This is a genomic window from Micromonospora sp. WMMD1155, from assembly GCF_029581275.1.
Lineage (GTDB): Bacteria > Actinomycetota > Actinomycetes > Mycobacteriales > Micromonosporaceae > Micromonospora.
In genome coordinates this window covers 4110835-4137319 of the sequence record NZ_CP120742.1, presented here as the reverse complement: position 1 = coordinate 4137319, position 26485 = coordinate 4110835, and the positions used below count along the sequence as shown (strand labels likewise).

Genomic DNA, 26485 nt, shown 5'->3' with positions numbered 1-26485 from the left:
GCCCTGTGGACAGGCGACGCCACTGTGGACAACGCCCTGATCATGCCCGCGATCTGCTATGGCTGCGCCGACCAGGTCGTCGTCGGGTGCTCGTGCACGGGCGTCGTCGGGAGGGGCCGCCCGGCCAGCATGCAGAAGACGGCGACGAGCAGGAGTCCGCCGGCCCCGAGGATCAGGGCACCCTGACCGGTGGCGATCTCCTCGGGCAGGCGCGGGTCGACCAGGCCCTTGGGATCCCGCAGCACGACGACGCGTTGTCCCACCGCGCCTTCCGGGTTGTCCGAGGCGCCCACGCTGCTCCCCGGCCAGGTTCCCAGTTCCCCGGGGATCCGCCGGTCGTACTGGTCGGCGAGGGTGTAGTAGAGGTGGCGTCCCTCCACGTCGCCCTCCCGCACGTCCACGACGGTCGCCACGACCCGTTCACCGCGAAGCGTGAGCACAGTCGACCAGAGTCCCCCGGCTGCGGCGAACATGAGGATGGGACTGATCAGCCAGGCCACGGACAGCATGACCATGCGGGGTGGCGGCAGGGCCATCAGCCCGGCCACCCCCAGGGCGACGCACCACAGCACGGTGCCCGGCACAGCCACGTCGTCGGCGCGGATCGACGTCGTTCCCGCCACGGCGGCGAACGCCCCGGTGACGACGAACACCGCCAGGTACGTCAAGCCCAGCGAGTTGATCCACTTTCGGCGAGCACGACGCCTCATGGCCAGAAGGGTAGGGCCGGTCGGCAACGGTGTACGCCGCTGCGACGGTCACTCGCACCGGGCGCGGGCTCCGGCGGACGCACCACCGGAGCCGACGCCCGGTGCGAGTGACAGCTAGAGGTACGGCCGAGTGATGATCTCGATCGCGTGTCCCGCCGGGTCGAAGAAGTAGAAGCCCCGTCCACCGTGCTCGGTGTTGGTCTCCCCCTCGCGCTTGAGCTGCGGGTCGGCCCAGTACGACATGCCTCGCCCCTCGACGAACGCCAGGCACCGTACGAACGACTCGTCGTCGACGAGGAACGCGTAGTGCTGCATCTGGATGTCCACCGGCGGCTCGGCGAACTGGAGCAGCACGCCCTCGTCCAGTTGGACGTTGGTGAACGGCCCCCACGACGGTGCCTCCGGCAGCCCGAACAGCTCCCGGTAGAACGCGGCCGAGGCGTTCCTGTCCTTGCTGGCGATGATGGTGTGGTTGAACGTGACTGTCATCCGTGCGTCTTCTTCCCGGTCGATCCGAAGACCCGACCGGAGGCCCGCAGCGCCTACCCAGCCACACCGATGACGAAGCCCCGAGGGCGCCGACGCCCCGGATCCCGCGCGAGGAACGCCTGCACAGCGTCGATCTCGGCGTAGTGGCTGAAGTAGCCAGAACCTCCGGGGGGTAGGCCCATCTGGGGCGCGCACCGAGGCTAACAGAGCGGATCAGTCGGTCGGACGGCGGTGGACGACCACGCAGGCCAGACCCGGGCCGGCGTGGGCGGCGACGACCGCGCCGGCCTCGGAGACGTACGTGTCGTGCAGCCGGTCACCGAACCGCTCGGTCAGCGCCACGAGCAACGCCTCGGCTCGCTGCGGCGCGGCCAGGTGGTGCACACCGAGGTCGACGTCGTCGTCTCCGGCCGCCTCGACGGCCAGGTCCACGAGCCGGGCAACTCCCCGGCTGGCGGTGCGCACCTTCTCCCGCAGCACGATCGCCCCGTCCGGCATGTGCATGATCGGCTTGACGGAGAGGGCGGTGCCGAGCAGCGCCTCGGCGGCGTTGATCCGGCCGCCTCGACGGAGGAACTCGAGCGTGTCGACGTAGAACCAGACGCTGGTGCGGTCGACGGCGGCGAGCGCGGCGTCGCGTACACCGGCGAGGTCGACGCCGGCCTCGGCGGCGGTGGCGGCTGCGATCGCCGGGAAGCCGAGACCCATGCCGGTCGAGCGACTGTCCACGACCTCGACGCGGCCGTCGAGGTCGGCGGCGGCCAGCCGGGCGGCCTCGACGGTGCCGGACAGCGCGGCGGAGAGGTGCACCGAGACGACGCCGTCGGCGCCGCCGTCGAGCAGGCGGCGGTATGTGCGGGCGAACTGCTCGGGTGCCGGGCGGGAGGTGGTCGCGGTGACCCGGCGGGCGCTCAACGCGATGGTGGCGTCGGCCGGCTGGGTCTCCACTCCCTCCAGCCCTTCCGCCCCGTTGAGGACGACTGTCAACGGCACGACGGTCAGCCGGTGCGCGTGCACCAGCTCGGGCGGAAGGTAGGCGGTGGAGTCGATGACGACCGCGACGGGCATGCCCGGCACGCTAGCCGATCGGGACGCCGAACGACGAAGCGCGATGACGCCCGGCCGGGGCGGGGATCGGCGTCAGACGGCGTCGACGGCGACCGGAGCGGTGATCAGGCCGACGTTGTGCGCCCGCAACTGCCAACCCCGGACGTCGTCGTGGCGCAGTTCCGTCCAGTGGCAGTTGGCCAGCGAACCCACGCCGCGCAGCACGGCCGCGTCCCAGCCGAGCAGGTGACCGACGCCCTGCCGGGAGGCGCCGCCGTGGGTGGCGAGCACCACGGTGCCGCCCGGTGCCGCGTGGGCGGCTTCCAGCAGCGCGGCGGCGACCCGCTCGCCGAGGTCGTGCAACGGTTCCACGTCGGCCCCGGGAGCGGGATCGCCGACCTGCCAGCGGGCGTACTCCTCGGGGAAGCGTTCGGCGACCTCGGTGAGGTGCAGGCCCTGCCACTGGCCGAAGTGCCGCTCGCGCAGCCGGGCGTCGGAGCGCGCCGGGAGGCCGGTGAGCGCGGTGAGCGCGGCGGCGGTCTCCGCGGCGCGGCTCAGGTCACTGGACACGATGGCGTCGGGCCGCAGCGCCGCGAGCAGCGGCGCGGCGGCGCGGGCCTGGTCGCGACCCAGCTCGTTGAGGGGTACGTCGGTCTGCCCCTGGACCCGGTTGGCGGCGTTCCAGTCGGTGTTGCCGTGCCGCCAGACGATCAGCTTGGTCATTCGGCGGCGGCAGACCCGCTGGCGTCTGCCTCGACCAGGTCACGGTCGACGAACGGGATGGTGGGGCAGTCCTTCCAGAGCCGGTCGAGGGCGTAGAACTCGCGCTCCTCGGTGTGCTGGACGTGCACCACGATGTCGACGTAGTCGAGAAGCACCCAGCGACCACCACGCTCGCCCTCACGCCGCACCGGCTTCGCCTTCTCGGGAAGCTCCAGCAGGCTCTCCTCGATGGCGTCGACGATGGCCAGCACCTGACGCTCGTTGGGGGCGGCGGCCAGCACGAACGCGTCGGTGATGGCGAGCTGGTCGCCGACGTCGATGATCGTGATGTCCTGCGCCTTCTTGTCGGCGGCGGCCTGGGCGGCCGCGATAGCCAGCTCGTGAGCGCGTTCGGAAACTGTCACCGTTCTCCTTCGATCAAGCGTGCGATCCTCCAAGCGTCTCACACCCGGCGACGCCCCGACCCGGCAGTTCCGCCCCGTTGAAGGCGGAAACAGGGGCATATCGGACGGGGTCAGCGCTGATAGAGGCTCCGCTTGGCGATGTACTGCACCACACCGTCGGGCACCAGATACCAGACCGGTTCACCCCGGGCGACCCGGGCACGACAGTCGGTCGACGAAATGGACATCGCGGGCACCTGGATCAGGCTGACGGTGTCGGCCGGGAGGTGCTTGTCGGTGAGCGCGAAGCCGGGCCGGGTCACGCCGACGAAGTGGGCCAACTCGAAGATCTCGTCCAGGTCCTTCCAGGACAGGATGCGTTGCAGGGCGTCCGCGCCGGTGATGAAGAACAGCTGCACCTTGGGGCCGTACTCGGCCTGGAGGTCACGCAGGGTGTCGACCGTGTAGGTCGGCCCGCTGCGGTCGATGTCGACCCGGCTGACCTGGAAGCGGGGGTTGGAGGCGGTGGCGATGACGGTCATCAGGTACCGGTCCTCGGCGGGGCTCACCGGTTCGTCGGCCTTCTGCCACGGCTGCCCGGTCGGGACGAAGACCACCTCGTCCAGGCCGAACCGGTCCGCCACCTCACTGGCCGCGACGAGGTGCCCGTGGTGGATCGGGTCGAAGGTGCCACCCATGATCCCGATCCGCCGGATATCTTCCTCCACCCCGTGATCGTAGGCCGGGCCCGTCAGCGGGTTGTTGCGGCCCGGCAACGGACGCCCGCCAGCCCGTCGGGCCGCGGCCGACGGTCCCTGGACGGCGCGCGTGATCGATTCGCACACTGCGCGGTGATCGACTCACTTTCCTGCAAACCGGGGGGTTGGAACGGCCCGGACACCGCGCTTCCATGGACAGCGAGTCGATCATCCCTGACCGCCGTGCGAAGGACCGCCGGGCGCCGACGAGCAGCGCTACGTCATCGACTGGGACGCCCCGGTCACGGCGGAGCCCGCGCTGCGCTGAGCGGTGGGCGTGGGGTGGCTCGTCGGCCACCCCACGCCCGACGGCGCTCAGGCCGCGGCGGCGGCCACCGCCGTTCGGGCGACGAGCGCGCGGCGCAGGTCGTCGTCGGCATCGGTCACCACCCGGCGCAGGCCGGGGGTCAGGTCGTCGCGGGCCAGCAACGCCGCGGCCGCCTCCCGGGTCGGCTGCGCCACGGCGTAGCGGGGAAACGCCAGGGCCGCCACCCGGTCGGCCGTCCAGGGGGTACGCCGACGCGCGGCGGCCGGCATCTCCGCGAAGTACCTGTCGACGTACGCGGCGGTCAGCTCGGCCTGTTCGGGTTGCCAGAACCCCTCCGCTGTCGCTTCCAACAGCCGGTTGGACAGGTCGGTGTCCCGCACGATGATCTCCCACGCGGCCTGCTTCGCCCCCGGGTCGGGCAGGGCGGCCCGGCAACGGGCGGCCCGTTCCGCGCCCGCGGAGCTGACGTCGGCGGCCGCCTCGATGGCGATCTCCGCCTCGCCGGCGGCACCCAGCACCACCAGTCGGCGCAGCACCGCCCAGCGCAGCTCCGCGTCGACCTTCAGGCCGGCCGGCACGTCCCGGCCGGCGAGCCAGCCGACGAGCAGGTCGGCGTCGGTGGTGGCGGCGATCCAGCCCCGCGCGGCGGCGAGCTGCAACGACTCCCCGGCCGGCGCGCCGTCGAGCAGGCGCCGGCACGCCTCGGCGACCCGGGCCAGCGCCGCCGACCGGGTCAGCGGGTCGAGGTAGCGGTCGACGAGTGACCGGCTGAGCGTCAGCACGTCCTCCGCGATGATCACCTCGCTTTCGGTGGGCAGCGCGGCGACGATCAGATCGACCAGGCCGGTGACCGGCCGCTCCCCGTCGGTCGCCGCGTCCAGTGCCTCGCCCCACAGCACCGCCCGGGCCAGCGGATCGCTCAGATCGGGCAGCACCAGCGGCACGGCCTCCGCCGACGCCGGGTCGAGACGCACCTTGGCGAAGGTGAGGTCACCGTCGTTGAGCAGCAGCAACCGGGCCGCCGGAGAGCCCTCCAGCTGACCCAGCACGGTCCGATCACCGTCGACGGCCGGGTCGATCGCCACCTCGTCACGCTGGACGGTGCCGTCCGCCGAGTAGCGGCCCACGCCGATCCGGTGCGGACGCAGCACCGGGTGCGAATCGGGTGCGCTCTGCACCACTGCCACCTCGGTGTAGCGGCCGTCGGCGTCGACGCCGACCTCGGCGCGCAACGTGTTGACCTGCGGCTGACGCAGCCACAGGTCGGCCCAACCGGATAGGTCCCGACCACTGCTGGCGGAGAGACTGGTGAGCAAGTCGTCGAGGGTGGCGTTGCCGAAGCGGTGCGCCGCGAAGTGCGCGTTCAGGCCGGCCAGGAACGCCTCGTCGCCGAGCCACGCGACGAGTTGCCGCAGCACACTGGCCCCCTTGGCGTACGAGATGCCGTCGAAGTTGAGCAGGCCCTCGTCGGCGTCGGCCACCTCCTCCGGGGCGACCGGGTGGGTGGAGGGGCGCTGGTCGGCCGCGTAGCCCCAGGCCTTGCGGCGCATCGCGAAGGTGGTCCACGCCTGGTCGAAACGGGTCGCCTCGGCGGTGACCCGGGTGCCCAGGTACTCGGCGAAGGACTCGTTCAACCACAGGTCGTCCCACCAGCGCATGGTGACCAGGTCACCGAACCACATGTGGGCCATCTCGTGGGCGATGGTAGTGGCCCGCTGCTCGCGCTGCGTGTCGGTGACCGCCGAGCGGAAGATGTAGTCGTCGCGGAAGGTGACGATGCCCGGGTTCTCCATCGCCCCGGCGTTGAACTCGGGCACGAACGCCTGGTCGTACTTGCCGAACGGGTAGCGCTCGGTGAAGAGCTGGTGGAAGCGGTCCAGGCACTGCCGGGTGACGCTGAAGATCTCGTCGGCGTCCGCGTCCAGGTGCTCGGCCTGCGACCGGCGGCAGTAGAGGCCAAGCGGAACACCGTCGTGCTCGGCCCGCCGGACGTGCCACGGCCCGGCGACGAGCGAGAAGAAATACGTCGCCAGGGGCGCGCTCGGGGCGAACTCCCACCGGCCGGGGGCAGGGTTGGCGACCACCTCGGCGTTGCCGGCGACCGTCCACTCCGGTGGCGCGGTCACCGAGAGGGTGAACGGGGCCTTGAGGTCGGGTTGGTCGAAGGCGGCGAAGATGCGCTGCGCGTTGTCGAGAAACGACATCGCGTAGAGGTAGGTCTCGCCGTCGGCGGGGTCGACGAAGCGGTGCATCCCCTCGCCCGCGTTGGAATACGCCATCTCCGCCTCGACGACGAGCGTGTTCTCCGCGTCGAGGTCGTCGAGCGGCAGCCGGTTGTCGGCGAGCAGGCCGGGGTCCAGGTCACTGTCGTTGAGGCGTACGCCCAGCAGGGTGGTGGGCTTGACCTCGGCGAAGGTCGCGGTGCCGGGGGTCGCCCGGAACCGGATCTCGACGCGGGAGCGGAACAGCTCTCCGCCGCCGGTCAGGTCGAGGTCCACCTGATAGGACTCGACAGTAATCGCCGCGCCACGCGCGGTCGCCTCTACACGGGTCAGGCTCGGCATCCGCTTATCCTGCCCGATGGGGATCGGCACCCGGTCACCACACGACCCTCGGCACTGGAGGAAAGAACCATGGCGCAGCACCCCAAGGGCGACTTCGACCTCTCTCGGGCGGTCTGGCAGCGGGCCGAGGGGGACACCTCCGACAGCGCCGTGGAAGTCGCCTTCGTCGACGACCTGATCGGGATGCGCAACTCGGCCGAGCCGGAGGGGCCGGTGCTGGTCTTCACCCAAGCCGAGTGGGACGCGTTCGTGGCCGGCGCACAGGACGGCGAGTTCGACCTGGACTGATCGGGTCGGCCGGTGTGCGGTCGCCGTGCCGGTGCCCCCAGTCGGGGTGCCGGCACGAGACCCTCCGGCGTCGCGGCGACCGGCCCGGGCCGGTGGTCAACCATCGGCCCGACCCGGACCGTCGCCGTCGCCCCAGCCGAGGCCGCCCGGCCCCGGGGCGTGGTGGAAACCAGGATGGTCCGCGACGTCGACGCAGCGCTCGCCGTCCGGGCCGACCGCACCGCAGAACAGCCGCTCGGCGCGCTGCCAGGCGTCCGCCGGCGACAGGGCCGCCGCGCCCAGCGCCAGCTCCGGGCGGAGCAGGCTCAGTGCCTCCGCGTACGCCACGGCCAGCTCGCGGGCCTCGGCGGCGTCGGGCGCGGTGAAGCCCAGGTGCACGGTGAAGAACCGGCGCGGTCGGGTGGGCCGCCGGGGCGGCCCGATCAGTGACCGCCCGTCACGGTTGCCGCCCAGCGCCCCGAGCGCCCGCCGCTGCCGCCAGTGCGGTGATGTGTTGTCGCGCATCCGCCCTCCCCGTGGTTGCTCCACCAGCAGCCAACCAGGTTCCGCCGCCTCTGGGAGGGGCCAGCCGGCGTGCCGTCGACACGGGGATTCAGCGGCGGCGACCGGGGTACACGCAGCCGGTCGGCGGCGACCGGCCGCACCCGCGCGTGAGGAGACCCGATGGCGAGCATGCCGGTCGACCGCAGCCCGGACAGCACCCTCGCGCTGCTCCGCGCGGGCTACCGGTTCATCGGCGAACGCTGCGATCGGTACGGCAGCGACGTCTTCCGGACCCGGATCCTGCTCGCTCCGACCATCTGCCTGCGCGGCCGAGCGGCGACCGAGTTGTTCTACGACACCGAACGCTTCCGACGCGCCACCGCCATGCCGTTGCGGGTGCAGCGGACCCTCACCGGCCGGGGTGGTGTGCAGGGGCTCGACGCAGCGGCGCACACCGACCGCAAGGCCATGTTCATGTCGATCATGACGCCGACCGCCATCGGGCGGCTCGGTCAGCTCTTCGACGACGAGTGGCGTGCTCGGATCCCCGCCTGGGAGGCCGCCGGGCCGGTGTCGCTCTACGACGAACTGGGTCGGCTGCTCACCCGGGTCGTGCACACCTGGGCCGGGGTGCCACTGCCCGCGTCGCAGGTCGACGAGCGCGCCGTCGAGCTGCACGCCATGATCGAGGCCCCGGCGGTGGCCGGTCCGCGGCACTGGCGGGGACGGCTCGCCCGGCGCCGCGCCGAACGCCGCCTCGCCGACCTGGTCGAACGGACCCGGGTCGGTCTCGCTCCGGCGCCGACCGGCAGCGCCCTGGCCGTGATCGCCGAACACCGCGACCGGCGGGGCGACCTGCTCCCCCGCCGGATCGCGGCGGTGGAGCTGCTGAACGTGTTGCGCCCGGTGGTCGCCGTCGACCAGTACATCGCCTTCGCCGCACTCGCCCTGCACGACCACCCGGGCTGGCAGGACCGGGTCCGCCACGACGACGAGGCCACCGAGCACTTCGTCCAGGAGGTACGCCGTTACTACCCGTTCTTCCCGATGGCGGCGGCCCGGGTCCGGCGCTCCTTCGACTGGCGGGGTCACCACTTCCCGGCCGGTCGTCGGGTGCTGCTCGACCTCTACGGCACCAACCACCACCCGGAGCTGTGGCCGGAACCGGAGCTGTTCCGTCCGGAACGGTTCGCCGGGCGACGGGTGGACCCGTTCGAGCTGATCCCGCAGGGCGGCGGTGACCACTGGGCCGGGCACCGGTGCGCCGGTGAGTGGATCACCATCGACCTGATGAAACGGGCGGTCGCCAACCTCACCACCACCATGCGCTACGACGTGCCGATCCAGGACCTGACCCTGGACCTGCACCGGATGCCGGCGCTGCCGCCCCTCGGCCTGACCCTCACCAACATCCGCGGCACCGACTGATCGGACGATGCTCGTGCGTGATCGGCCAGGGCGGGCAGAGGTACGACGGGCGCCGGCTCCGCCGGTCCGCCTGCCGATGACGTACGTGCTGCCGCTGCGCTGGCACTCCGACAGCGGACTGGCCGAGTTGACCGACTACCTGCGCTGGCTGGCCGGGAGGGTCGACGTGCTCGTGGTCGACGGCTCGGCACCGGACCTCTTCGCCCGGCACGCCGACGCCTGGGCGGGGCTGGTCCGGCACCTCCCACCGGACACCACCGGCTCCGGGCTCAACGGGAAGGTGCTCGGCGTCCGCACCGGCGTCCGCGCCGCCGAGCACGAACACGTGGTGATCGCCGACGACGACGTCCGGTACGACCAGGCCGGGCTGACCGCCGTGCACCTCCTGCTCGACGAGGTCGACCTGGTCCGCCCGCAGAACTACTTCGACCCGCTGCCCTGGCACGCCTGGTGGGACACCGGCCGGACGCTGCTCAACCGGGCCCTCGGCGCGGACTACCCGGGCACCCTCGCCGTGCGTCGCAGCGCCTTCCTCGCCGTCGGCGGGTACGACCCCGACGTGCTCTTCGAGAACCTGGAACTGATCCGCACCATGCGCGCGTACGACCGCACCGAGGCCGCGCCGTCCTGGCTGTACGTCCGCCGGCTGCCTCCGGACGCCGCGCACTTCCGCGGCCAACGGGTCCGTCAGGCGTACGACGATCTGGCCCAGCCGGCGCGTCTGCTGACCGCGCTCGCGGTCCTGCCGGCGCTGGCCGCGGCGGTGGCGGCCCGGCGACCGGCGCTGGTGCTCGGCGCGACGGCCGGTACCGTCGCCCTCGCCGAGATGGGTCGCCGCCGAGCGGGCGGCGCGGCGGTCTTCCCTGCCGCGACGGCGCTGGCGGCACCGGTCTGGCTGCTGGAACGCGGGGTGTGCGGCTGGCTGGCGGTCGCCCAACGGTTCCTGCTCGGCGGGGTCCGGTACGGCGACGGCCGGATCCGCCGGGCCGCCCACCCGATCCGTGCCCTGCGGCCCGACCAGGCCGCGCGGCGGCCCGGACCGCACGACAGCTCGCGGTCACCGGGGTGGCAGCGAGCTGTCGCAACGGTGTTCGGCCGGTTCAGGGGCTGACCTGGTGCCGGGCCTGCTGGGCCTGGTCCTTGACGTCGTACGCGGCGGACCTCGTGTCGTCCTTGACGACGTGCACGGCGTCCTGGGCGGTCGACTTCACCGACTCGGCGGCCTGCTGGGCCGGCTCGCGCAGCTCTTCCTTCAGCTCGCTCGCCACCGCGCCCAGCTTCTCCGTCACCGCGCCGCTGTGCTCGCTGACCCGCTCCTTGAGCTGGGTCGCGGCCTGCTGCTCGCGGCGGGAGGCCGGGATCAGCGACGAGGCCAGCCAGCCCACCCCGAACGCGATGAGGCCGGCGGCGAGGGGGTTGCCCTGGGACTTCTGCCGGATCACCCGCGGTGCGCTGTGGGCGGCGTCGCTGACCGTGGCCGCCGCCGACTGCGCGGCGTCGCCGACGCTGGAGGCCGCCGACGAGGCACGGTCACCCACCGAGTGGGCGGCGTGGCCGGTGCCGTGGCCGAGGTCAGACGCGGTTCCCATCACCTTGTCCCTCACATTCTGCAGAGCGGAGCGGGCCCGCTGCTTGCGGTCGTCGACGATGCGGCTGGGGCTGACCTTGTACGCCAACGCGTCCACATCGGAGCTGAGGCTGTTACGGGTGGCTTCGATCTCGCGGCGGATCTGATCGGGATCAGTGCTCATCGGGTGACTCCCTCCGGGTGTGGCTTGAGCGCGTCGGGGATCCGCTGCACGCTGTCGTTGGTCTGCTTGAGCCCGCGTACGTGCTGGGCGTTCTTCTTGGCCATGGAGTAGAGGACGGCGGCGACCACGGCCCAGAGCACGGCCACGATCAGCGCGGCCAGACCGGAGTCCATGACGTTGTCCAGGAACTGCCACACGGCGATGGACACGAAGAGCGCCACCATGTAGCCGCCGAAGCCGGCACCGCCGAAGAGCCCGGCGGCCTTGCCGGCCTTCTTGCCCTCCTGGCGGATCTCCGCCTTGGCCAGTTCGACCTCCTGACGCATCAGCGTCGACAGGTCGGTGGTGACCTGACGCATCAGGTCACCCAACGAACTGCTCTTCACCTCGTCGGCGGTGTGCGGGGCACCCGCGTCGGGGTGGTAGCCGGAGCCCGGCCCGGGCCCCTGCGTCGGCATGGTCATGCCGCCGCCTCCCTTCGGACGACTCGGCGGGTCACGGGCGAGGGCTGCCGCTGGACGGCACGCCCGGCAGCGGGTCGGTCTGGGTCACCGGCGGCAGCGGCTGACCCGTGCCGGAGTGCTGCGGGTAGTCGCCCCGGGTGGGCTCGGCGTACCCGCCCGGCGTGGGCTCGGCGTAGCCACCCGGCGTGGGCTCGGCGTAGCCACCGGACGTGGGGGTGGCGTAGCCGCCCGCCGGGACAGGGTCCGGCGTCGTGCGGGGGGCCGGCGGCGGTGTCGGGATCACGGCGGTCCGCTCCGGGTCGTACGCCCCAGCACCCCGGTAGGTCGACGACCCGTTGCCGGAGTCGTCGCCACCGGCCGAGAGGCCGCGCGTCAGCCGGCCGGCGAGCACGCCGAGAACCGCCGCGCCGACCAGGAACGTGCCCGGGTTACGCCGCGCGTAGTCGCGGACCTCGGTGATCAGGTCGCCGGGCTCGCGTTCCTCGAGCCAACCGGCGACGCCGTGCACCCGGTCGGCGGCCTGGCGGGCCAGCTCGGTCACCGGGCCGGCCTGGCCACCCTGCTCGGCCATCGAGCGCATCTCGTCGGCCAGCGAACGCAGCCCACCGGCGGCCTTGCGCTGCTGCTCACCGGTCTGGCTGGCGAGCTGGGTGCGGGCCTCGCCGTACAGGTTGCGGGCCTGCCGGGCCGCCTCACGGCCGACCTCGGTGCCCTGCTCCTTGGCGGTCTGGGCGACCGCGCCGCCGGCGTGCGCGGCCTCGGAACCAACCTGGCGCGCCTGGTCGCGGACGCCACCGCCGTTGGTCGACTCCTGCCCGTACGTGGAAGACGTAGGTGAAATTTCGTAAGACATGATTTCCCTTCCGCTCGAAAAGTCGTCGCGGTTGTGCTGGGGGGATGCGATCGCGTCGCCACGACCGCTGACCATTCACCTACCCGGCGTTCTGGCTTCCATACCTCTTCGTGCATTCCTCTGCGCGGTCGGTCGCGACGACTTCAAAATGGAGGATCGTCGGGCTGCGTCACCACGCCGCTGCGGACAGTGGGGTTCGCGAGGGTTGGCAGATCCACGGAGGGGGCAGCGATGGCACGAGACGCGCGAGGTGGCCGACCGGCCGTCCACCGACCCCGGGTCCAGGTGGCCGCGTTGGTGGTCGCCGGCGTCTTCCTGCTGATCGGCGTCCTCGGCTACATCCCCGGCATCACCACCGACTACGGCGAGCTGAGGTTCGGCGGGCATCACTCGGACGCCAAGCTGCTCGGGCTGTTCCAGGTGTCGATCCTGCACAACGCCATACACCTGATCTTCGGACTGGCCGGTCTGGTGCTGGCCCGCAGCGTCGCCGGCGCCCGCGTGTTCCTGGCCGCCGGCGGTGCGATCTACCTGGCTCTCTGGTTGTACGGCCTGGTGATCGAGGCGATCAACCCGGAAGGCGGGGCGAACATCCTGCCGGTCAACGACGCGGACAACTGGCTGCACCTCGCGCTCGGCTTCGGGATGCTCGCGCTCGGGCTGCTGCTGTCGAACGAGGCCGGCACCGGCGGACGCCTCGACAACCCCGCCGACCGCCACTGACCTGGCGCTGCGGGGTTCGGCCGAGTCGAAGCCGGTGGACCAGACCGACCGACCGGAGGACGACGAGCGCCGGGCCACCCCGAAGTCGCCGTGGCCGGTACGCGTCGGTGGCCTGCCGCTGGTGGTCTACCGCAACAGCCTCTCCCTCGCCCTGCTGCTGATCTTCGCCGGTTCGTTCGTCGGTCACCTGCTCGGTGGCACCACCACCTACAAACAGGAGCAGGCACTACAGAGCGGCGCGCCGCCGATCGGGGTGTGGGAGTTCCTGAGCACCAGCGACTTCTGGTTCCAGTCCATGCAGAACTGGCAGAGCGAGTTCCTCGCCGTCGGCGCGCTGATCCTGCTGAGCATGGTGCTGCGCCAACACGGTTCGCCGGAGTCCAAGCCGGTGACCGTCGAGCACGCCAGCACCGGCGCCTGAGCCGGGGGCGCGGCCGTCAGGCCGCGACCGGCAGCCGCTTGGCGAAACAGACGCTGTACGGGTTGCCCACGTACTCGCCGTACACCGGGATCGGGTCGTAGCCGCACGAGGTGTACAACCCGATCGCGGCCGGCAGGTAGGTGCCGGTCTCCAGGCAGACGACCGAATGCCCCTGCCGGAACGCGCACTCCTCCAGCGCGGCCAGCAACTGGCGGGCGATGCCCCGCCCCCGGTACGCGGGCCGGACGTACATCCGCTTGACCTCGCCGGTCTCGGCGTCGAGCGCCTGCAGCCCACCGCAGGCGACCGCCCGACCGTTGACCACCACCGCCAGGTAGCGGACGTCGTCGTGCGGTACGAAGACCTGCCCGTCCAACCCGCCGTCGGCCTCCCGCAGCTCACGCTGCTGGGCGACGACGAGGGCGGCGATCTCCGGATCGGTGGCAGGCCGGGACTCGATCAGCATCACCCCACGCTAGGAGGGGTGGATTTCGCGGAGGTTTCCGGAAGTCAACCCGATCACGGAGCGCAACGGACTACTCGGCGTCGTCCTCGTCGATGTCGTCGGACGCGTCCGCGCCCACCTCGTCCTCGGACCGCACCCGGCGGGCCTTCCGAGCGGCGAGCCGGTCCGCCGCGGAGGCCCGGTTCGACTTCTCCTCCAGGCGGATGTCGGTGCCCCGGTTGCCGGGGACGAACTCCACGCCGGCGAAGAGCGTCGGCTGCCAGTCGAACTCGCGCTCGCCGATCCGGACCAGGTCACCGGGCTGCGCGCCGGCCTTGGCCAGCTTGTCCTCCACCCCGAGCCGGGCCAGCCGGTCGGCCAGGTAGCCGACCGCCTCGTCGTTGTCGTAGTTGGTCTGCTTGACCCACCGTTCCGGCCGGACACCGTGCACCGTGTACGAGCCGTCCCCCTCGGCGGTGATGGTGAACCCGGCGTCGTCCACGGCGATCGGGCGGATCACGATCCGGGTCGGCTCGGCGGGCGGCGCGGCCTTGCGCTCCGCCTCGACCAGCTCGGCCATCGCGTAGGTCAGCTCCTTGAGCCCTTCCCGGGTCGCCGCGGAGACCTCGAACACCCGGTAACCGCGCTCCTCCAGGTCCGGGCGCACGATCTCGGCGAGGTCCCGACCGTCCGGCACGTCGACCTTGTTCACGGCCACCAGTCGGGGGCGGTCGGCCAGCCCGCCGTACTGGTTCAGCTCGGCCTCGATGGCGTCGATGTCGGCGACCGGGTCGCGGCCGGGCTCCAGGGTCGCCGAGTCGATGACGTGCACCAGCACCGCGCAACGCTCGATGTGCCGGAGGAACTCCAGACCGAGCCCCTTGCCGGTGGCCGCGCCGGGGATCAGACCCGGCACGTCGGCGACGGTGAAGGTGTGGTTGTCCAGCCGGACCACACCGAGGTTGGGCACGAGGGTGGTGAACGGGTAGTCGGCGATCTTCGGCTTGGCGGCGGAGATCACCGAGATCAGCGACGACTTCCCGGCCGACGGGAAGCCCACCAGACCGACATCGGCGACGCTCTTGAGCTCCAGCACAATGTCCAGTTGGTCGCCGGGTTCGCCCAGCTCGGCGAAGCCGGGGGCCTTGCGCTTGGCGTTGGCCAGCGAGGCGTTGCCGCGCCCGCCGCGCCCACCGCGTGCGATCTCGAAGGTGGTGCCGACCCCCACCATGTCGGCCAGCACGGTGCCGTCGGTGGTCTGCACCACAGTGCCGTTGGGCACCTTGAGCACCAGGTTGCGGCCGTTGGCCCCGTCCCGGTTCGAGCCGGCGCCGCCCTTGCCGTTGTCGGCCTTGACGTGCGGGTGGAAGTGGAAGTCGAGCAGCGTGGTCACCTGCGGGTCGACCACCAGTGACACGCTGCCGCCGTGCCCGCCGTTGCCGCCGTCCGGCCCACCGAAGGGCTTGAACTTCTCGCGGTGGATCGAGACACAACCGTGCCCACCATCGCCGGCCTGCAAGTGCAGAACGACCCGGTCAACGAACGTTGCCACGGTGTCAACCCTTCCAGCGAGGTCCGACCCCGCACTTCGAAAAAGGCTAAGCGGGCCGGGACCCGGAGGTCCACGGCCCGCTTGAGCGAAGAGAACTACTGCTGCGGAACGATGCTGACGGTCTTGCGACCGCGCTTGGTGCCGAACAGGACCGCACCGGCGGACAGCGCGAACAGCGTGTCGTCGCCGCCACGGCCGACCAGGTCACCGGGGTGGAACTTGGTGCCACGCTGCCGGATGATGATCTCACCGGCGCTGACGACCTGACCACCGAAGCGCTTCACGCCGAGTCGCTGGGCCGCGGAGTCACGACCGTTACGCGAGCTGGACGCACCCTTTTTGTGAGCCATTGGACGACGACCTACTTCCCGCTGGAGATGCCGGTCACCTTGACCTGGGTCAACGGCTGGCGGTGACCCTGGCGCTTGTGGTAGCCAGTCTTGTTCTTGAACTTGTGGATCCGAATCTTCGGGCCCTTGGTGTGCGCGGCGATCTCGCCGGACACCGCGACCTCGGCAAGCTTCGCCGCGTCGGTCACCAGGTCGTCACCGTCGACGAGGAGCACCGCGGTGAGCTTCACCGCGTCACCGGGAGCACCGGTGAGCTTCTCGACCTCGATCACGTCGCCCTCGGCGACCTTGTACTGCTTGCCGCCGGTCTTGACGATCGCGTACATCGGAGGCGCACTCCCTGTCGTTGAGTCTGCTGGCGGTCGTCCCCGCGGCGGCTCGCCGGGTAGCAGTGCACGGCGGCGCGGGCACACGGGAACTCGGCACACCAAAAGTGCGCCGCAGGCAAGAGTACGCCATCGCCGGCCCGGACCCCAAACCGGCCCGCCCTGGTCAGCGTACGCAGAGCTGGTCGAGACGCTGCTGGAGCCGGTCCAGCTCGGTCTCGTCGATGGACTCGACGTCTGCGCCGAGGGCGGCCACCTCCGCGCCGAGGTCGGTGAGCAGAGTCTTGAGCTGCGGATCGGTGGCCCGCTCCGACTGCTTCCGCAGCTCGGCCCGCCAGCCCTCCAGAGCCGCTTCGGCCCGCCCCCGGGCGACCTCGGCCGCACCGCTGTCCCCGGCGCCCACCGCCGCGACCATCCGGCCCAGCTCCGCCACGTACGTCCGGACGGCTGTGGTGCTGGCCTGCTGGGCGGCGGCGCAGACTCCGGTGGCGTCGCCCGCGGCCCCGCCACCGGCCGGGGCACCGGTGGCCAGCCCTGTCCCACCCGGCTCAGGCCGGTCGGCGGGGCACCCGACCGTGCCGGAGAGCACGGTGACCAACGCGGTGACGACGAGCAGACGGCGCATCTTCTTCTCCTGACCCGGGCCGGCCGGTCGTGGGCCGGGGTGGCCGCGACGGCGAGGTCCCTCCCCCGTCACATTGCCGGGGAAGGGACCTCGCCAAACACGTGGCCGGTCAGGCGGTCAGGGGCGCGTCCGGCGACGGGCGCCACCCCGGCGCGAACGACGCCTGCCGCCGCCACCCTCGGTGGTGTCCTCGTCGCCGTCACCGTCGCCGAGCGCGTCCGGGTCGTCCGCCGCGGCCAGTCGAGCCGACTCACCCTGCTGGCTGTCGGAGACCGCCGGAGCGGCGGCGGTCTCCGTCTCGTACCGGGACAGGTCGTAGCCCATGGTGTCCTGGTAGTCGGCGTCCGCCTCGGCGCTGGTGTCGGTGTCGACCACCTCGACCGTCGCCCGCTCGGCCGGGGCGTTCTTGCGTGCCCGACGGCGGGACGAGGTCGAGCCCTGCTCGGCGGCCGGAGCGACGGGCGCCGACGAGGCGACCGCCTTGACCTTCTCCCCCGCACCGGCGGCGCGCGGCTTCTCCGGCACCGGCTCGGTGTGGATGATGACGCCCCGACCCTTGCAGCACTCGCAGGTCTCGCTGAACGCCTCCAGCAGGCCCGCGCCGATCCGCTTACGGGTCATCTGCACCAGACCGAGCGAGGTGATCTCGGTGACCTGGTGCTTGGTGCGGTCCCGGCCGAGGCACTCGGTGAGCCGCCGCAGCACCAGCTCCCGGTTCGACTCCAACACCATGTCGATGAAGTCGATCACCACGATGCCGCCGATGTCGCGGAGTCGGAGCTGACGGACGATCTCCTCCGCCGCCTCCAGGTTGTTACGGGTGACGGTCTCCTCCAGGTTGCCCCCGGAGCCGGTGTACTTACCGGTGTTGACGTCGACGACGGTCATCGCCTCGGTGCGGTCGATCACCAGCGAGCCACCGGAGGGCAGGAAGACCTTGCGGTCCAGCCCCTTGATGATCTGCTCGTCGATCCGGTACTCGGCGAAGACGTCACTCGTGCCGACGTGCCGACGCACCCGGTCCACCAGGTCCGGGGAGACGTGCGACAGGTACGACTCGACCATGTCGTACGCCTGCTCGCCCTCGATCACCAACTCGCGGAAGTCCTCGTTGAACAGGTCGCGGACCACGCGGATGACCAGGTCGGGCTCCCCGTAGAGCAGCACCGGAGCGCCACCCTCGGCGGCCTTGGCCTGGATGTCCTCCCACTGCGCCTGCAGACGCTTGACGTCACGGGCCAGCTCGTCCTCGGTGGCGCCCTCGGCGGCGGTACGGACGATCACGCCCGCGCCGTCCGGAACCAGCTTCTTGAGCACGTCCCGCAGCCGCTTGCGCTCGTTGTCCGGAAGCTTGCGGCTGATCCCCGACGCGTTGCCGTTGGGCACGTAGACCAGGTGCCGGCCGGAGAGCGCGATGTGGCTGGTCAACCGAGCGCCCTTGTGCCCGATCGGGTCCTTGGTGACCTGGACCAGCACCGAGTCGCCGGAGCGCAGCGCCTGCTCGATCGACCGGGCCCGCCCCTCCAGACCGGACGTGTCCCAGTTGACCTCACCGGCGTACAGCACCGCGTTGCGGCCCCGGCCGACGTCGACGAACGCCGCCTCCATGCTCGGCAGCACGTTCTGCACCTTGCCCAGGTACACGTTGCCGGCCATGGTGCCGGCGGAGTTGCGGGTGACGTAGTGCTCGACCAGCACGCCGTCCTCCAGGACGGCGATCTGGGTGCGGTCACCGCGCTGGCGGACCGCCATCACCCGGTCGACCGCCTCCCGGCGCGCCAGGAACTCCGACTCGCTGAGGATCGGCGGGCGGGTACGCCGCTGCTCCCGGCCGTCCCGGCGGCGTTGACGCTTGGCCTCCAGGCGGGTCGAGCCGGAGACACCCTGCACCTCGTCGACCGTCCGACGCGGCTCGCGGATCTTGACCACGGTCGGGACACCGTCGTCGGCGGCGCCCTCCGTGTCGCCCGCGCCCCGGCGACGACGACGACGGCGACGACGGGTCAGACCGTCCCCGCCCTCGGCCTCCTCGTCCTCGTCCCCCTCGGCTTCGGCGGTCTCCTCCTCGTCGGCCTGCGCCGCCTCCTCGGACTCCTCGTCCTCGGCGTCGTCGGCCCCGCCCTTGCCCCGGCCGCGCCCACGGCGACCACGACGGCGGCGGCGGCGCGCGGCGGCGCTGTCCTCGTCGTCCTCGTCCGCCTCGGTGGCCTCCTCGGCCTCCTCGACCGGCGCCTCCTCGGCCTCGATCGCCTCGATCGGCTCCACCGGCTCGGCGTCGCGGCGGCCACGCCGACGGCGGCGGGACGGCTCGGCGGCCTCCTCGACGGCCGGCTCCTCGGCGACCGGGGCGGACTCCACCGGCCGGGTCACCGGAACGGCGTCCGGCTGGGGGGCCATGAACAGCACGGTGGGCGCGGACAGAGCGGCCCTCCGCCGACGGGTACGCGGCTGCTCCGGCTCGACCTCGGCGGGCTCGTTCGGTGCGTCGGTCACACCGGGAACCGCCACCCCGGGCGACACCTCGCCCGAGCGATCCGGCGCGCCGTCGGCCCACGCCGATTCGGCGGCGGCCGCACTCGGGAGGGTCTCCGTGTCGCCCAGCTCGGCCTCGGCCTCGCGCAGGTCGGACTCGGCCGGCTCGTCGGCGACGGCCGACTCCTCGATCGCCTGCGGCTCTTCGGCGGCTGCGGGCTGCTCGGCCGCGGGCGGCTCCTCGACGGCAGCCGGTGTGGCCTTCTTACGCCGGGTCCGGGTCACCTTCACCGGCGGAACCACCTCGGCCGACGCCGCCTCCGCCGAGGCGGCGACCAGCGGCTCGTCGGCGGTGGTCTCGACGGGAGTGGCCTTCCGGCGGCGTCGGGGGGTCTTCGGGGCGACCTCCTGGTCGCCGGAGACCGGGGCGAGGACCTCGGCCTGCGGGGACTCGACGATGCCGGCCCCGGCGGTGGTCGCCTCGACCGGCGCGTCGGTCTGCTCCGGTCGGTTCAGCGGGGCGGCCCGGCGGCGGGTCGCCCGGGTGCGCCGCACCGGCGCGGCCGGCTCGGCGCTCTCCGCGCCGCCGGCGTCCGGCGGACCCACCGGAGCAGAACCCACGGCCGTGGTGCTGTCGTCAGCGGTCTCGCCGGCCGGCTGTGAACCGGTCCGTTCGCCGCCCTCGGGCTCGTTCTCGAGCATGGACGTTCTCCAGTTCTGGCTGCCCCGGGCGCGGGTGAGCGCTGCCACGCAGGGTCGCCGCAAAAGTGTTTCCGCCGGGCGCGCGTGGTGCGCGACCGCCGAAGTCTGCCTGCCAGAGCACCGACCGTCGGTCAGTGCTCAACGATGGCTGCCCCGCCGCGGTCCGCATCCAACGGATCCACGATCGCACCCTGCGCGGTCAACGTGCCCTGAGCCAGCCGGGTCACCCTCGGCGAAACCGGCGGCTCCAGGTCGGCCACCACGCGGAGGCCGGAAAGGACGTCATCGGGCCGCACGGACGGGGTGACCTGCCGCACGACCAGTTCGAGTATCGCACACGGGACGGCTGGCGCCCCGGAAGGCGTCGGCGTCGGTGCGGAGGCATCGATGGATATCACGGCGGCACGAGCGTCGAACGTCCGTCGGCCCTGCTTGGTCATCCGCTCCACCAACACCTCGTCGGCGGCGACGAAGGCGTCCACCGCGGCGCGCAGCACCGCCGGGTCGACCTCTGGCATCTCGATGTGCCAGAGCGACGCCTCGATCCGGTCCGGCAGATTGCCGCCCTCGGCGATCACGGCGTCCAGGACGTCCAGCCCCGGCGAGAGAGCGGCATCCAGGGCGGCCCGCAGCGCCTCCGGGTCGACCGCCTCCTGTAGGCCGATCTCCAGGTACTCCGCCTCGCTCGCCACCCCGGTGGGCGCGGCGCTGGCGTAGGAGATCTTCGGGTGCGGGGTGAAACCCTGGGAGAAGGCGATCGGCACGGCGGCACGGCGCAGCGCGCGCTCGAACGCCCGGGCGAAGTCCCGGTGCGACGTGAACCGCAGCGGTCCGCGCTTGGCATAGCGGATGCGGACGCGCTGGACGACCGGCGCCTGGCCGCCCTCGGGTTGAGGCTTTCTGGCGATCGTGTGCTCCTCGGGGGTACCTGCGTGTCCACCCATCCTGGCGCAGGCGTCGTGACGGTACGCAGCCGGGGCGGTCGAACGGCACCGACAGACGGGTGCAAACCGGCCGCCGGTGTCGTGACCACGTCGTGAAGCCGGCCGGCCGGCCGGCGACCAGAAGTCGACGACCGGCCATCAGGCTCGGGGCTGGTTACCGCTGCGTCGGCGGCGCGGGGGGCGGACCACCCGGAGGCGGCCCGTACCCGGGGGGCGGGGCGTAACCCGACGGAGGGGCGTAGCCGGAGGGCGGAGGGGCGTAACCGGGCGGCGGGGCGTAACCCGCCTCCGGCGAGGGGTACGCGCCGGGCGCCGCCTGGTCGAGCAGGTGATCCGGGATGTCGGCAGCCCGTGCCGCTTCCCGCCGGTAGCGACGACGGTTCCAGATCAGGAAGACCACCAGCCCCAGCAACAACACCAGCACCAAGGCGATCCCGATGCCCACCACCATGACCTGCTGGTCGGTGGGGCCACCGCGGTCACCGTGCTGGGTGACGTCGAACTCCTCGTCCGCACCCCCGGTGCGGGCCGGACCCGGGTCGGTGGCGGCGGCCGGGTCGAGCAGCGGGTTGGCGGTGACCGGCGGCACGTTCGCGGTCAGCGCCTTCACCGGGTCGATCACCCCGAAGCCGTACTGCGGGTCCCGTCCGGAGGGACCGGCGTCCCGCGCGGTCCGGATGATCCGGTTGATCACGCTGGCGGCGTTGAGGTCCGGATACTTCGCCCGGATCAGCGCGGCGAGAGCGGAGACGATCGCGGCGGAGTCGGAGGTACCGTCACCCCAGCCGTAGCCGCCCTTGTTGGCGACGTTGTAGATGCCGTCGCCGGGAGCGGCGACCACCGCCTCCGGCCCCTGGACGGAGCCGGACCAGAACGCGCCGCCCCTGGTCGTCCCCGTCACCGCGATGACACCGGGAGTGTTGGCGGGGCTGTCCACGGCGACGCTGCCCCGGGCGGTGTTGCCGGCGGAGGCGACCACGACGACGTCACGGTCCAACGCGTACTTGATGGCGTCCTTCTCCACCGGGTTGGCGAAGCCCGGGCCACCGATGGACATGTTGATCACCTTGGCGCCGCCGTCGACGGCCATCCGGATGCCCCGGGCAATCCCCTCGTCGCGGTAGCTCCCGCCGTCCTTGCGCATCTTGATGGGCAGGATTCTCGCCCCGGGGGCGACGCCGACCACACCGTCGCGGCTGGCCTTCGCCGCGATGATGCCGGCCATGTGCGTGCCGTGCCCGTCCTCGTCGGCCCGGCCGTCTCCGGAGGCGCCGTAGCTGCGACCACCGGCGAGCACCTGACCACGCAGGTCCGGATGGCTGGCCTCGACGCCGCTGTCGATCACGGCCACGATCACGCCCTGCCCGGTCGAGATCTCGTGCGCCTGGTCGATCCGCAGCTCGTCCAGATACCACTGCTCGGCGCGCCGGGGCGCGGCGGCCGCCGGTTGGGCGGCCCCGACGACCAGAAGCCCGGCCAGCAGGCAGGCGGTCACCGGCCGGAGCGCTCCGAGGTTCACAGTCATCCGCCCGTCCTCATCGAAGGATGCCCGGGGACGCACCGTCACCAGGGCCCCACGGGTCGTCGTCCTCAGTCAACCACGACGAGTGCTCGGAGCCGGTGCCGCCGCCGTGTCCGGCGCCGCCCGCGCCGCCCATCATGCCGCCGCCCATCATCCCGACCCCGCCGACGCCGGCAGCGCCACGCGCGCCGCCCGCCATCCCCGCACCGCCGGCGGCGGTGCGGAGCGCGTTCGACGCGCTCGTCAGCGGTGGCACCTTTCCGTTGCCGCCACCCACCATGCCGGGGATGCCGCCGACGCCGATCCCGCCGCCCGCGCCCAGGCCACCGCCGGCGCCGATCCCGCCGGCCGAGCCCACGCCGGGCCCGCCCCCGAACCCGCCGCCGGCGCCACCGAGACCGGCACTGCCGAGCCCGCCGCCGCCGATGCCACCGCCCAGGCCGCCGACACTGCTCGGGCCGGCACCGGCCAGACCGCTGCTGTAGTCGTCGTCGCCGGGGTAACCGGAGCCGGTAGACGGGGGCGTGAGCTGACCGGCGCCGGAGGGCGAGCCGCCGCCGATCCCACCGGGCCCGGTCGGGGAGAACGGGTCGACGGTCGACGTCGGGCCGCCCGTGTCGCCGATGCCCGGTGGCCTGCTGCCGATGGTGGGCCCAACACCACCGATGTCGGGCTTACCGCCGAAGTCGCCACCACCGATGTCGGGCCGACCGGTCGGCGGGACCCGGGGGTCGCGACGGAGGTCGTCCGAACCGTCGGTGCCGTCCGGCCTGTTCACGGTGAGCTTGGGACGCTCGGTGTAGACCGCCTGCGGCAACGGCGCCATCGCCGTGTTCGCCGCCTGCTGGTTGTCCCGGTACCAGTTGTCCAGGTGGGACTTGGTGTCCCACCAGCCGCCCCGCTTCTGGTCGCCGGCCTGGCCGTCGACCTTCATCGTCGCTTCCAGGTCGTCGGCCTTGTCGCGGAACGCGCCGTCGGCGTACGACGCCGGGTTGTTCTGGTAGTCCTGCCGCAGGGCGGCGAGGAAGCCGGACGAGCTCTCGCCGTCGCGGGCGTCGTCGAGTTCGGTGCCGTTGGGCAGGCTCCACTCGTTGAAGCCGAAGTCGTCCATCAGCGGAATCGGGATCGTGGAGACCGACTTGCGGATGTCGCCCTCGATCCGGATCAAGGCGCCACTGACGTTCGTCGCGTCGGTGATCAGATCCTCGATCTGCCTGCCGATGGTGCTCAGGTGCTCGCGGTACGCGTCACCGCCGCTGCCCTTCCAACCGGCGAGCATCCCGGGCAGGCCGCCGACGTGCGGGCGCTCCTGACCCGTCGCGATCGGCCCGACGAACGATCGGCCGACCAGCGCGTCGCGCAGGTGTTGCAGACCAGTGGAGAGGTTGTTCCAGCCCGCTCCTACCGAACCGACGGTCTCCGGGTCCGCGGAGAGCGTCACCTCGCGGACACACCGCTCCCAGGTTCCTCCAGCCATGACCGTCCCCCTCAGGCCGTGTACGGGTAGGTGGGCGTGCCGCCGGCAGTGGGCGGCGGTGCGGCGGACTCCAGCAGTCGCTCGATCTCCTTGCCGTTGGCCGCGTTACGCGCCTCGGTGTCGCGGAACGCCTTGGCGATCTCCTCGGTACCCTGCTTCAGCGCGGCGAGCTTCTGAGTGAGCGTCGCGAGGTGCGCCTCCATGTTGCCCGTGGAGGTGGTCAGCGCCGCCCACTGCATGCGGGCGTCCTCGTACGCCCCGAACGGGGTGCCGTTGGGAACGGTCTGGGCGTTGTTGCTGTCGCCCTTCATCCGTTCCTTGATGCGCTCCATCTCGTAGCTGAGGGTGTCCTCGACGTACTGCTTCAGGCGTTCGACGTACGCCGCCGCGGCGTCCAGGTCCTCGACGCTGACGTGCAGATCGCCGGTGCTCGGCGGCGGGATGCTCCCCATGCGATTCCTCCCCCGTTCCCGACCCGCCGGGTCGGTCCATGTCAGACGCAGCGTATCGAAGTCTGACCAAGTCGGGGCAGCCCCCGTTCGCCGTCGACACACACCGACCGGAGTCGGTGGAACGTGGCGGCGCGGCACGGAGCCCGACCGACGCCAACGGGCCCGCGAGACGCGGACCCGTTGGACGACATCGGAAGTGGAGAGTAGCGGGCAGCGCCTGCGGGCGCCGCCCCGGCGGCGAGGTCAGGCCCCGCCGGTCGGCACCTTCATGCCGTTGCCACCCACCGGGGTGAGCGGCAGCAGCTTCTTGCCGGTCGGGCCGATCTGGATCTCGGTGTCCATCGACGGGCAGACGCCGCAGTCGAAGCACGGCGTCCACCGGCAGTCGTCCTGCTCGAACCCGCTGACCGAGTCCTGCCAGTCCTGCCAGAGCCAGTCCTTGTCCAGCCCCGAGTCGAGGTGGTCCCAGGGCAGGACCTCCAACTCCTCGCGCTGCCGGGTCGTGTACCAGTCGAGGTCCACCCCGAACGCGGGCAGCGTCTCGGCCGCCGCGTCCACCCAGCGCTGGTAGGAAAAGTGCTCGCTCCAGCCGTCGAACCGGCCGCCGTTCTCCCAGACCTTGCGGATCACCGAGCCGACCCGCCGGTCACCCCGGGAGAGCAGTCCCTCGATCAGCGAGGGCTCACCGTCGTGGTAGCGGTAGCCGATGGCGCGACCCAATGAGCGGTCCGAGTTGATCGCCTGCTTGAGGATCTTGAGCCGGTGGTCGATGACCTCCGGACGATCCATGGCGGCCCACTGGAACGGGGTGTGCGGCTTCGGCACGAAACCGCCGATCGAGACCGTGCAGCGGATGTCCTTGGAGCCGGTGGCGGCCCGACCGGCCCGGATCACCTCGTGCGCCATCTCGGCGATCTCGAGGACGTCCTCGTCGGTCTCGGTGGGCAGGCCGCACATGAAGTAGAGCTTCACCTGCCGCCAGCCGTTGCTGTAGGCGGTGACGACGGTGCGGATCAGGTCTTCCTTCGACACCATCTTGTTGATGACCTTGCGGATCCGCTCGGACCCGCCCTCCGGGGCGAAGGTCAGGCCGGTACGCCGCCCGTTGCGGGACAGCTCCTGCGCGAGGTCGATGTTGAAGGCGTCCACCCGGGTCGACGGCAGCGACAGCGAGACGTTGGTGCCCTCGTACTGCTGGGCGAGGCCCGAGCACATGTCGCCGATCTCGGAGTGGTCGGCCGAGGAGAGCGACAGCAGGCCCACCTCGGAGAAGCCGGAGAATTCCAGGCCCTCGCGGACCATCTGCCCGACCGTGGTGATCGACCGCTCCCGCACCGGACGGGTGATCATGCCCGCCTGGCAGAACCGGCAGCCCCGGGTGCAACCCCGGAAGATCTCCACCGCGTACCGCTCGTGCACCGTCTCGGCCAGCGGCACGAGGGGCTTCTTCGGGTACGGCCAGGCGTCCAGGTCCATCGTCGTGCGCTTGTGCACCCGGAACGGCACGTCCGCCCGGTTCGGCACGACCCGCTGGATCCGCCCGTCCGGGAGGTAGTCGACGTCGTAGAAGCGTGGCACGTAGACGCTCTCGGTGCGGGCGAGCCGCAGCAACAGTTCGTCACGACCACCCGGGGAGCCCTCGGCCTTCCACTCCCGGACGATCGCGGTGATCTCCAGAACCGCCTCCTCGCCGTCACCGAGCACCGCGGCGTCGATGAAGTCGGCGATCGGCTCCGGGTTGAACGCGGCGTGCCCACCGGCCACGATCACCGGGTCGGCGTCGGTGCGGTCGGCGGCCAGCAGCGGAATGCCGGCCAGGTCGATCGCGGTGAGCATGTTGGTGTAGCCCAGCTCGGTGGCGAAGGAGAGACCGAACACGTCGAACTCGCGTACCGACCGGTGCGCGTCGACGGTGAACTGCGGCACGCCGTGCGTGCGCATCAGGGTCTCCAGGTCCGGCCAGACCGCGTACGTCCGCTCGGCGAGGGTGTCGGGCAGCTCGTTGAGGACCTCGTACAGGATCTGCACACCCTGGTTGGGCAGACCCACCTCGTACGCGTCGGGATACATCAACGCCCAGCGGACGGCTGCCGCGTCCCAGTCTTTGGTGACCGCACCCAGCTCGCCCCCGACGTATTGGATGGGCTTGGAGACCTGGGGCAGCAGCGGCTCGAGCTGGGACCAGACCGAATGGGTAGCGGCCGCGCGCGGCGTCGTGGACGGGGCACTCATGATGCCCAAGGGTACGCGCCCGTCCGGCGGTGG

General features: G+C 72.0%; 27 protein-coding genes. 5 read left to right on the top strand and 22 right to left on the bottom strand.

Annotated elements, in window-relative coordinates; all coding sequences use genetic code 11:
* Positions 1-56 precede the first annotated feature (56 nt).
* The 7 genes from O7617_RS19045 to pepN form a co-directional block, all read right to left on the bottom strand.
* Complete coding sequence (locus O7617_RS19045) at positions 57-710, bottom strand: DUF3592 domain-containing protein (RefSeq protein ID WP_282257109.1); 654 nt, start codon at positions 708-710, stop codon at positions 57-59.
* A gap of 114 nt (positions 711-824) precedes the next feature.
* Positions 825-1199 (bottom strand): VOC family protein, encoded by a 375-nt coding sequence (locus O7617_RS19040; RefSeq protein WP_282257108.1) that lies wholly within the window; start codon positions 1197-1199, stop codon positions 825-827.
* A 213-nt stretch (positions 1200-1412) separates the two neighbouring features.
* Positions 1413-2267 (bottom strand): DegV family protein, encoded by an 855-nt coding sequence (locus O7617_RS19035; protein ID WP_282257107.1) that lies wholly within the window; start codon positions 2265-2267, stop codon positions 1413-1415.
* Positions 2268-2339: 72 nt separating this feature from the next.
* Positions 2340-2969, bottom strand: a complete 630-nt coding sequence (locus tag O7617_RS19030) for a histidine phosphatase family protein (protein WP_282257106.1) — start codon at positions 2967-2969, stop codon at positions 2340-2342.
* Positions 2966-3373, bottom strand: a complete 408-nt coding sequence (gene rsfS, locus O7617_RS19025) for a ribosome silencing factor (RefSeq protein WP_282257105.1) — start codon at positions 3371-3373, stop codon at positions 2966-2968. Before rsfS ends, O7617_RS19030 begins: the two co-directional genes overlap by 4 nt.
* A 110-nt stretch (positions 3374-3483) precedes the next feature.
* The gene (nadD, locus tag O7617_RS19020) at positions 3484-4080 is read right to left on the bottom strand and encodes a nicotinate-nucleotide adenylyltransferase (RefSeq protein WP_269682755.1); all 597 of its coding nucleotides are present in this window, start codon (positions 4078-4080) and stop codon (positions 3484-3486) included.
* A gap of 345 nt (positions 4081-4425) precedes the next feature.
* Entirely contained in the window at positions 4426-6942 is a 2517-nt protein-coding gene (gene pepN / locus O7617_RS19015) for an aminopeptidase N (RefSeq protein WP_282257104.1), read from the bottom strand.
* Positions 6943-7011: 69 nt separating this feature from the next.
* Between pepN and O7617_RS19010 the strand changes: the two genes are divergently transcribed.
* A complete protein-coding gene (locus O7617_RS19010; protein WP_030491749.1) occupies positions 7012-7230 on the top strand; it encodes a DUF397 domain-containing protein in 219 nt (72 codons plus the stop codon).
* 96 nt (positions 7231-7326) lie between these two features.
* On the opposite strand, the gene O7617_RS19005 is transcribed toward O7617_RS19010, so the two are convergent.
* Positions 7327-7734, bottom strand: a complete 408-nt coding sequence (locus O7617_RS19005; RefSeq protein WP_282257103.1) for a hypothetical protein — start codon at positions 7732-7734, stop codon at positions 7327-7329.
* A 159-nt stretch (positions 7735-7893) separates the two neighbouring features.
* Here O7617_RS19005 and O7617_RS19000 point away from each other — a divergent pair, with 159 nt between their 5' ends.
* Complete coding sequence (locus tag O7617_RS19000) at positions 7894-9141, top strand: cytochrome P450 (protein WP_282257102.1); 1248 nt, start codon at positions 7894-7896, stop codon at positions 9139-9141.
* A 76-nt stretch (positions 9142-9217) separates the two neighbouring features.
* Entirely contained in the window at positions 9218-10252 is a 1035-nt protein-coding gene (locus tag O7617_RS18995; RefSeq protein WP_282257101.1) for a glycosyltransferase family 2 protein, read from the top strand.
* Here the strand turns inward: O7617_RS18995 and O7617_RS18990 are convergent.
* From O7617_RS18990 to O7617_RS18980, 3 genes are read right to left on the bottom strand one after another with little or no spacing between them, the layout of a single operon-like run.
* Entirely contained in the window at positions 10242-10892 is a 651-nt protein-coding gene (locus O7617_RS18990; protein WP_282257100.1) for a DUF3618 domain-containing protein, read from the bottom strand. The two genes, O7617_RS18995 and O7617_RS18990, sit on opposite strands and share 11 nt — an antisense overlap.
* Entirely contained in the window at positions 10889-11356 is a 468-nt protein-coding gene (locus O7617_RS18985; RefSeq protein WP_282257099.1) for a phage holin family protein, read from the bottom strand. The genes O7617_RS18990 and O7617_RS18985 overlap by 4 nt, the downstream gene beginning before the upstream one ends.
* Before the next feature lie 31 nt (positions 11357-11387).
* Positions 11388-12209: a hypothetical protein gene (locus O7617_RS18980; RefSeq protein ID WP_282257098.1), complete on the bottom strand. Its 822-nt coding sequence runs from the start codon at positions 12207-12209 to the stop codon at positions 11388-11390.
* A gap of 231 nt (positions 12210-12440) precedes the next feature.
* Between O7617_RS18980 and O7617_RS18975 the strand changes: the two genes are divergently transcribed.
* Together O7617_RS18975 and O7617_RS18970 are read left to right on the top strand one after the other, a co-directional pair.
* Positions 12441-12932: a DUF4383 domain-containing protein gene (locus O7617_RS18975; RefSeq protein ID WP_282257097.1), complete on the top strand. Its 492-nt coding sequence runs from the start codon at positions 12441-12443 to the stop codon at positions 12930-12932.
* Position 12933: 1 nt separating this feature from the next.
* Positions 12934-13353: a DUF6766 family protein gene (locus tag O7617_RS18970; RefSeq protein ID WP_348774196.1), complete on the top strand. Its 420-nt coding sequence runs from the start codon at positions 12934-12936 to the stop codon at positions 13351-13353.
* 16 nt (positions 13354-13369) lie between these two features.
* On the opposite strand, the gene O7617_RS18965 is transcribed toward O7617_RS18970, so the two are convergent.
* The 11 genes from O7617_RS18965 to O7617_RS18915 all read right to left on the bottom strand — a co-directional run bounded on the left by O7617_RS18965 (position 13370) and on the right by O7617_RS18915 (position 26452).
* The gene (locus tag O7617_RS18965) at positions 13370-13819 is read right to left on the bottom strand and encodes a GNAT family N-acetyltransferase (RefSeq protein WP_278141234.1); all 450 of its coding nucleotides are present in this window, start codon (positions 13817-13819) and stop codon (positions 13370-13372) included.
* 70 nt (positions 13820-13889) lie between these two features.
* Positions 13890-15350 carry a GTPase ObgE gene (obgE, locus tag O7617_RS18960; protein ID WP_282257095.1) on the bottom strand — a complete coding sequence of 487 codons (1461 nt, stop codon included), beginning with the start codon at positions 15348-15350 and terminating at the stop codon, positions 13890-13892.
* 95 nt (positions 15351-15445) lie between these two features.
* Positions 15446-15700: a 50S ribosomal protein L27 gene (gene rpmA / locus O7617_RS18955; RefSeq protein ID WP_007464062.1), complete on the bottom strand. Its 255-nt coding sequence runs from the start codon at positions 15698-15700 to the stop codon at positions 15446-15448.
* A gap of 11 nt (positions 15701-15711) precedes the next feature.
* Positions 15712-16026, bottom strand: a complete 315-nt coding sequence (gene rplU, locus O7617_RS18950; RefSeq protein ID WP_007464063.1) for a 50S ribosomal protein L21 — start codon at positions 16024-16026, stop codon at positions 15712-15714.
* 166 nt (positions 16027-16192) lie between these two features.
* On the bottom strand, positions 16193-16651 hold the full coding sequence (locus tag O7617_RS18945) for a hypothetical protein (RefSeq protein ID WP_282257093.1): 459 nt from the start codon (positions 16649-16651) through the stop codon (positions 16193-16195).
* Between the two features lie 117 nt (positions 16652-16768).
* Entirely contained in the window at positions 16769-19825 is a 3057-nt protein-coding gene (locus O7617_RS18940; protein WP_282257092.1) for an Rne/Rng family ribonuclease, read from the bottom strand.
* A 131-nt stretch (positions 19826-19956) separates the two neighbouring features.
* The gene (locus tag O7617_RS18935; protein WP_282257091.1) at positions 19957-20769 is read right to left on the bottom strand and encodes a TIGR03936 family radical SAM-associated protein; all 813 of its coding nucleotides are present in this window, start codon (positions 20767-20769) and stop codon (positions 19957-19959) included.
* 154 nt (positions 20770-20923) lie between these two features.
* Positions 20924-22294 carry a type VII secretion-associated serine protease mycosin gene (gene mycP, locus O7617_RS18930; protein ID WP_282257090.1) on the bottom strand — a complete coding sequence of 457 codons (1371 nt, stop codon included), beginning with the start codon at positions 22292-22294 and terminating at the stop codon, positions 20924-20926.
* Between the two features lie 10 nt (positions 22295-22304).
* Complete coding sequence (locus O7617_RS18925; protein WP_282257089.1) at positions 22305-23768, bottom strand: hypothetical protein; 1464 nt, start codon at positions 23766-23768, stop codon at positions 22305-22307.
* Positions 23769-23779: 11 nt separating this feature from the next.
* The gene (locus O7617_RS18920; RefSeq protein WP_282257088.1) at positions 23780-24220 is read right to left on the bottom strand and encodes a hypothetical protein; all 441 of its coding nucleotides are present in this window, start codon (positions 24218-24220) and stop codon (positions 23780-23782) included.
* Between the two features lie 243 nt (positions 24221-24463).
* Complete coding sequence (locus tag O7617_RS18915) at positions 24464-26452, bottom strand: TIGR03960 family B12-binding radical SAM protein (RefSeq protein WP_282257087.1); 1989 nt, start codon at positions 26450-26452, stop codon at positions 24464-24466.
* Positions 26453-26485 lie beyond the last annotated feature (33 nt).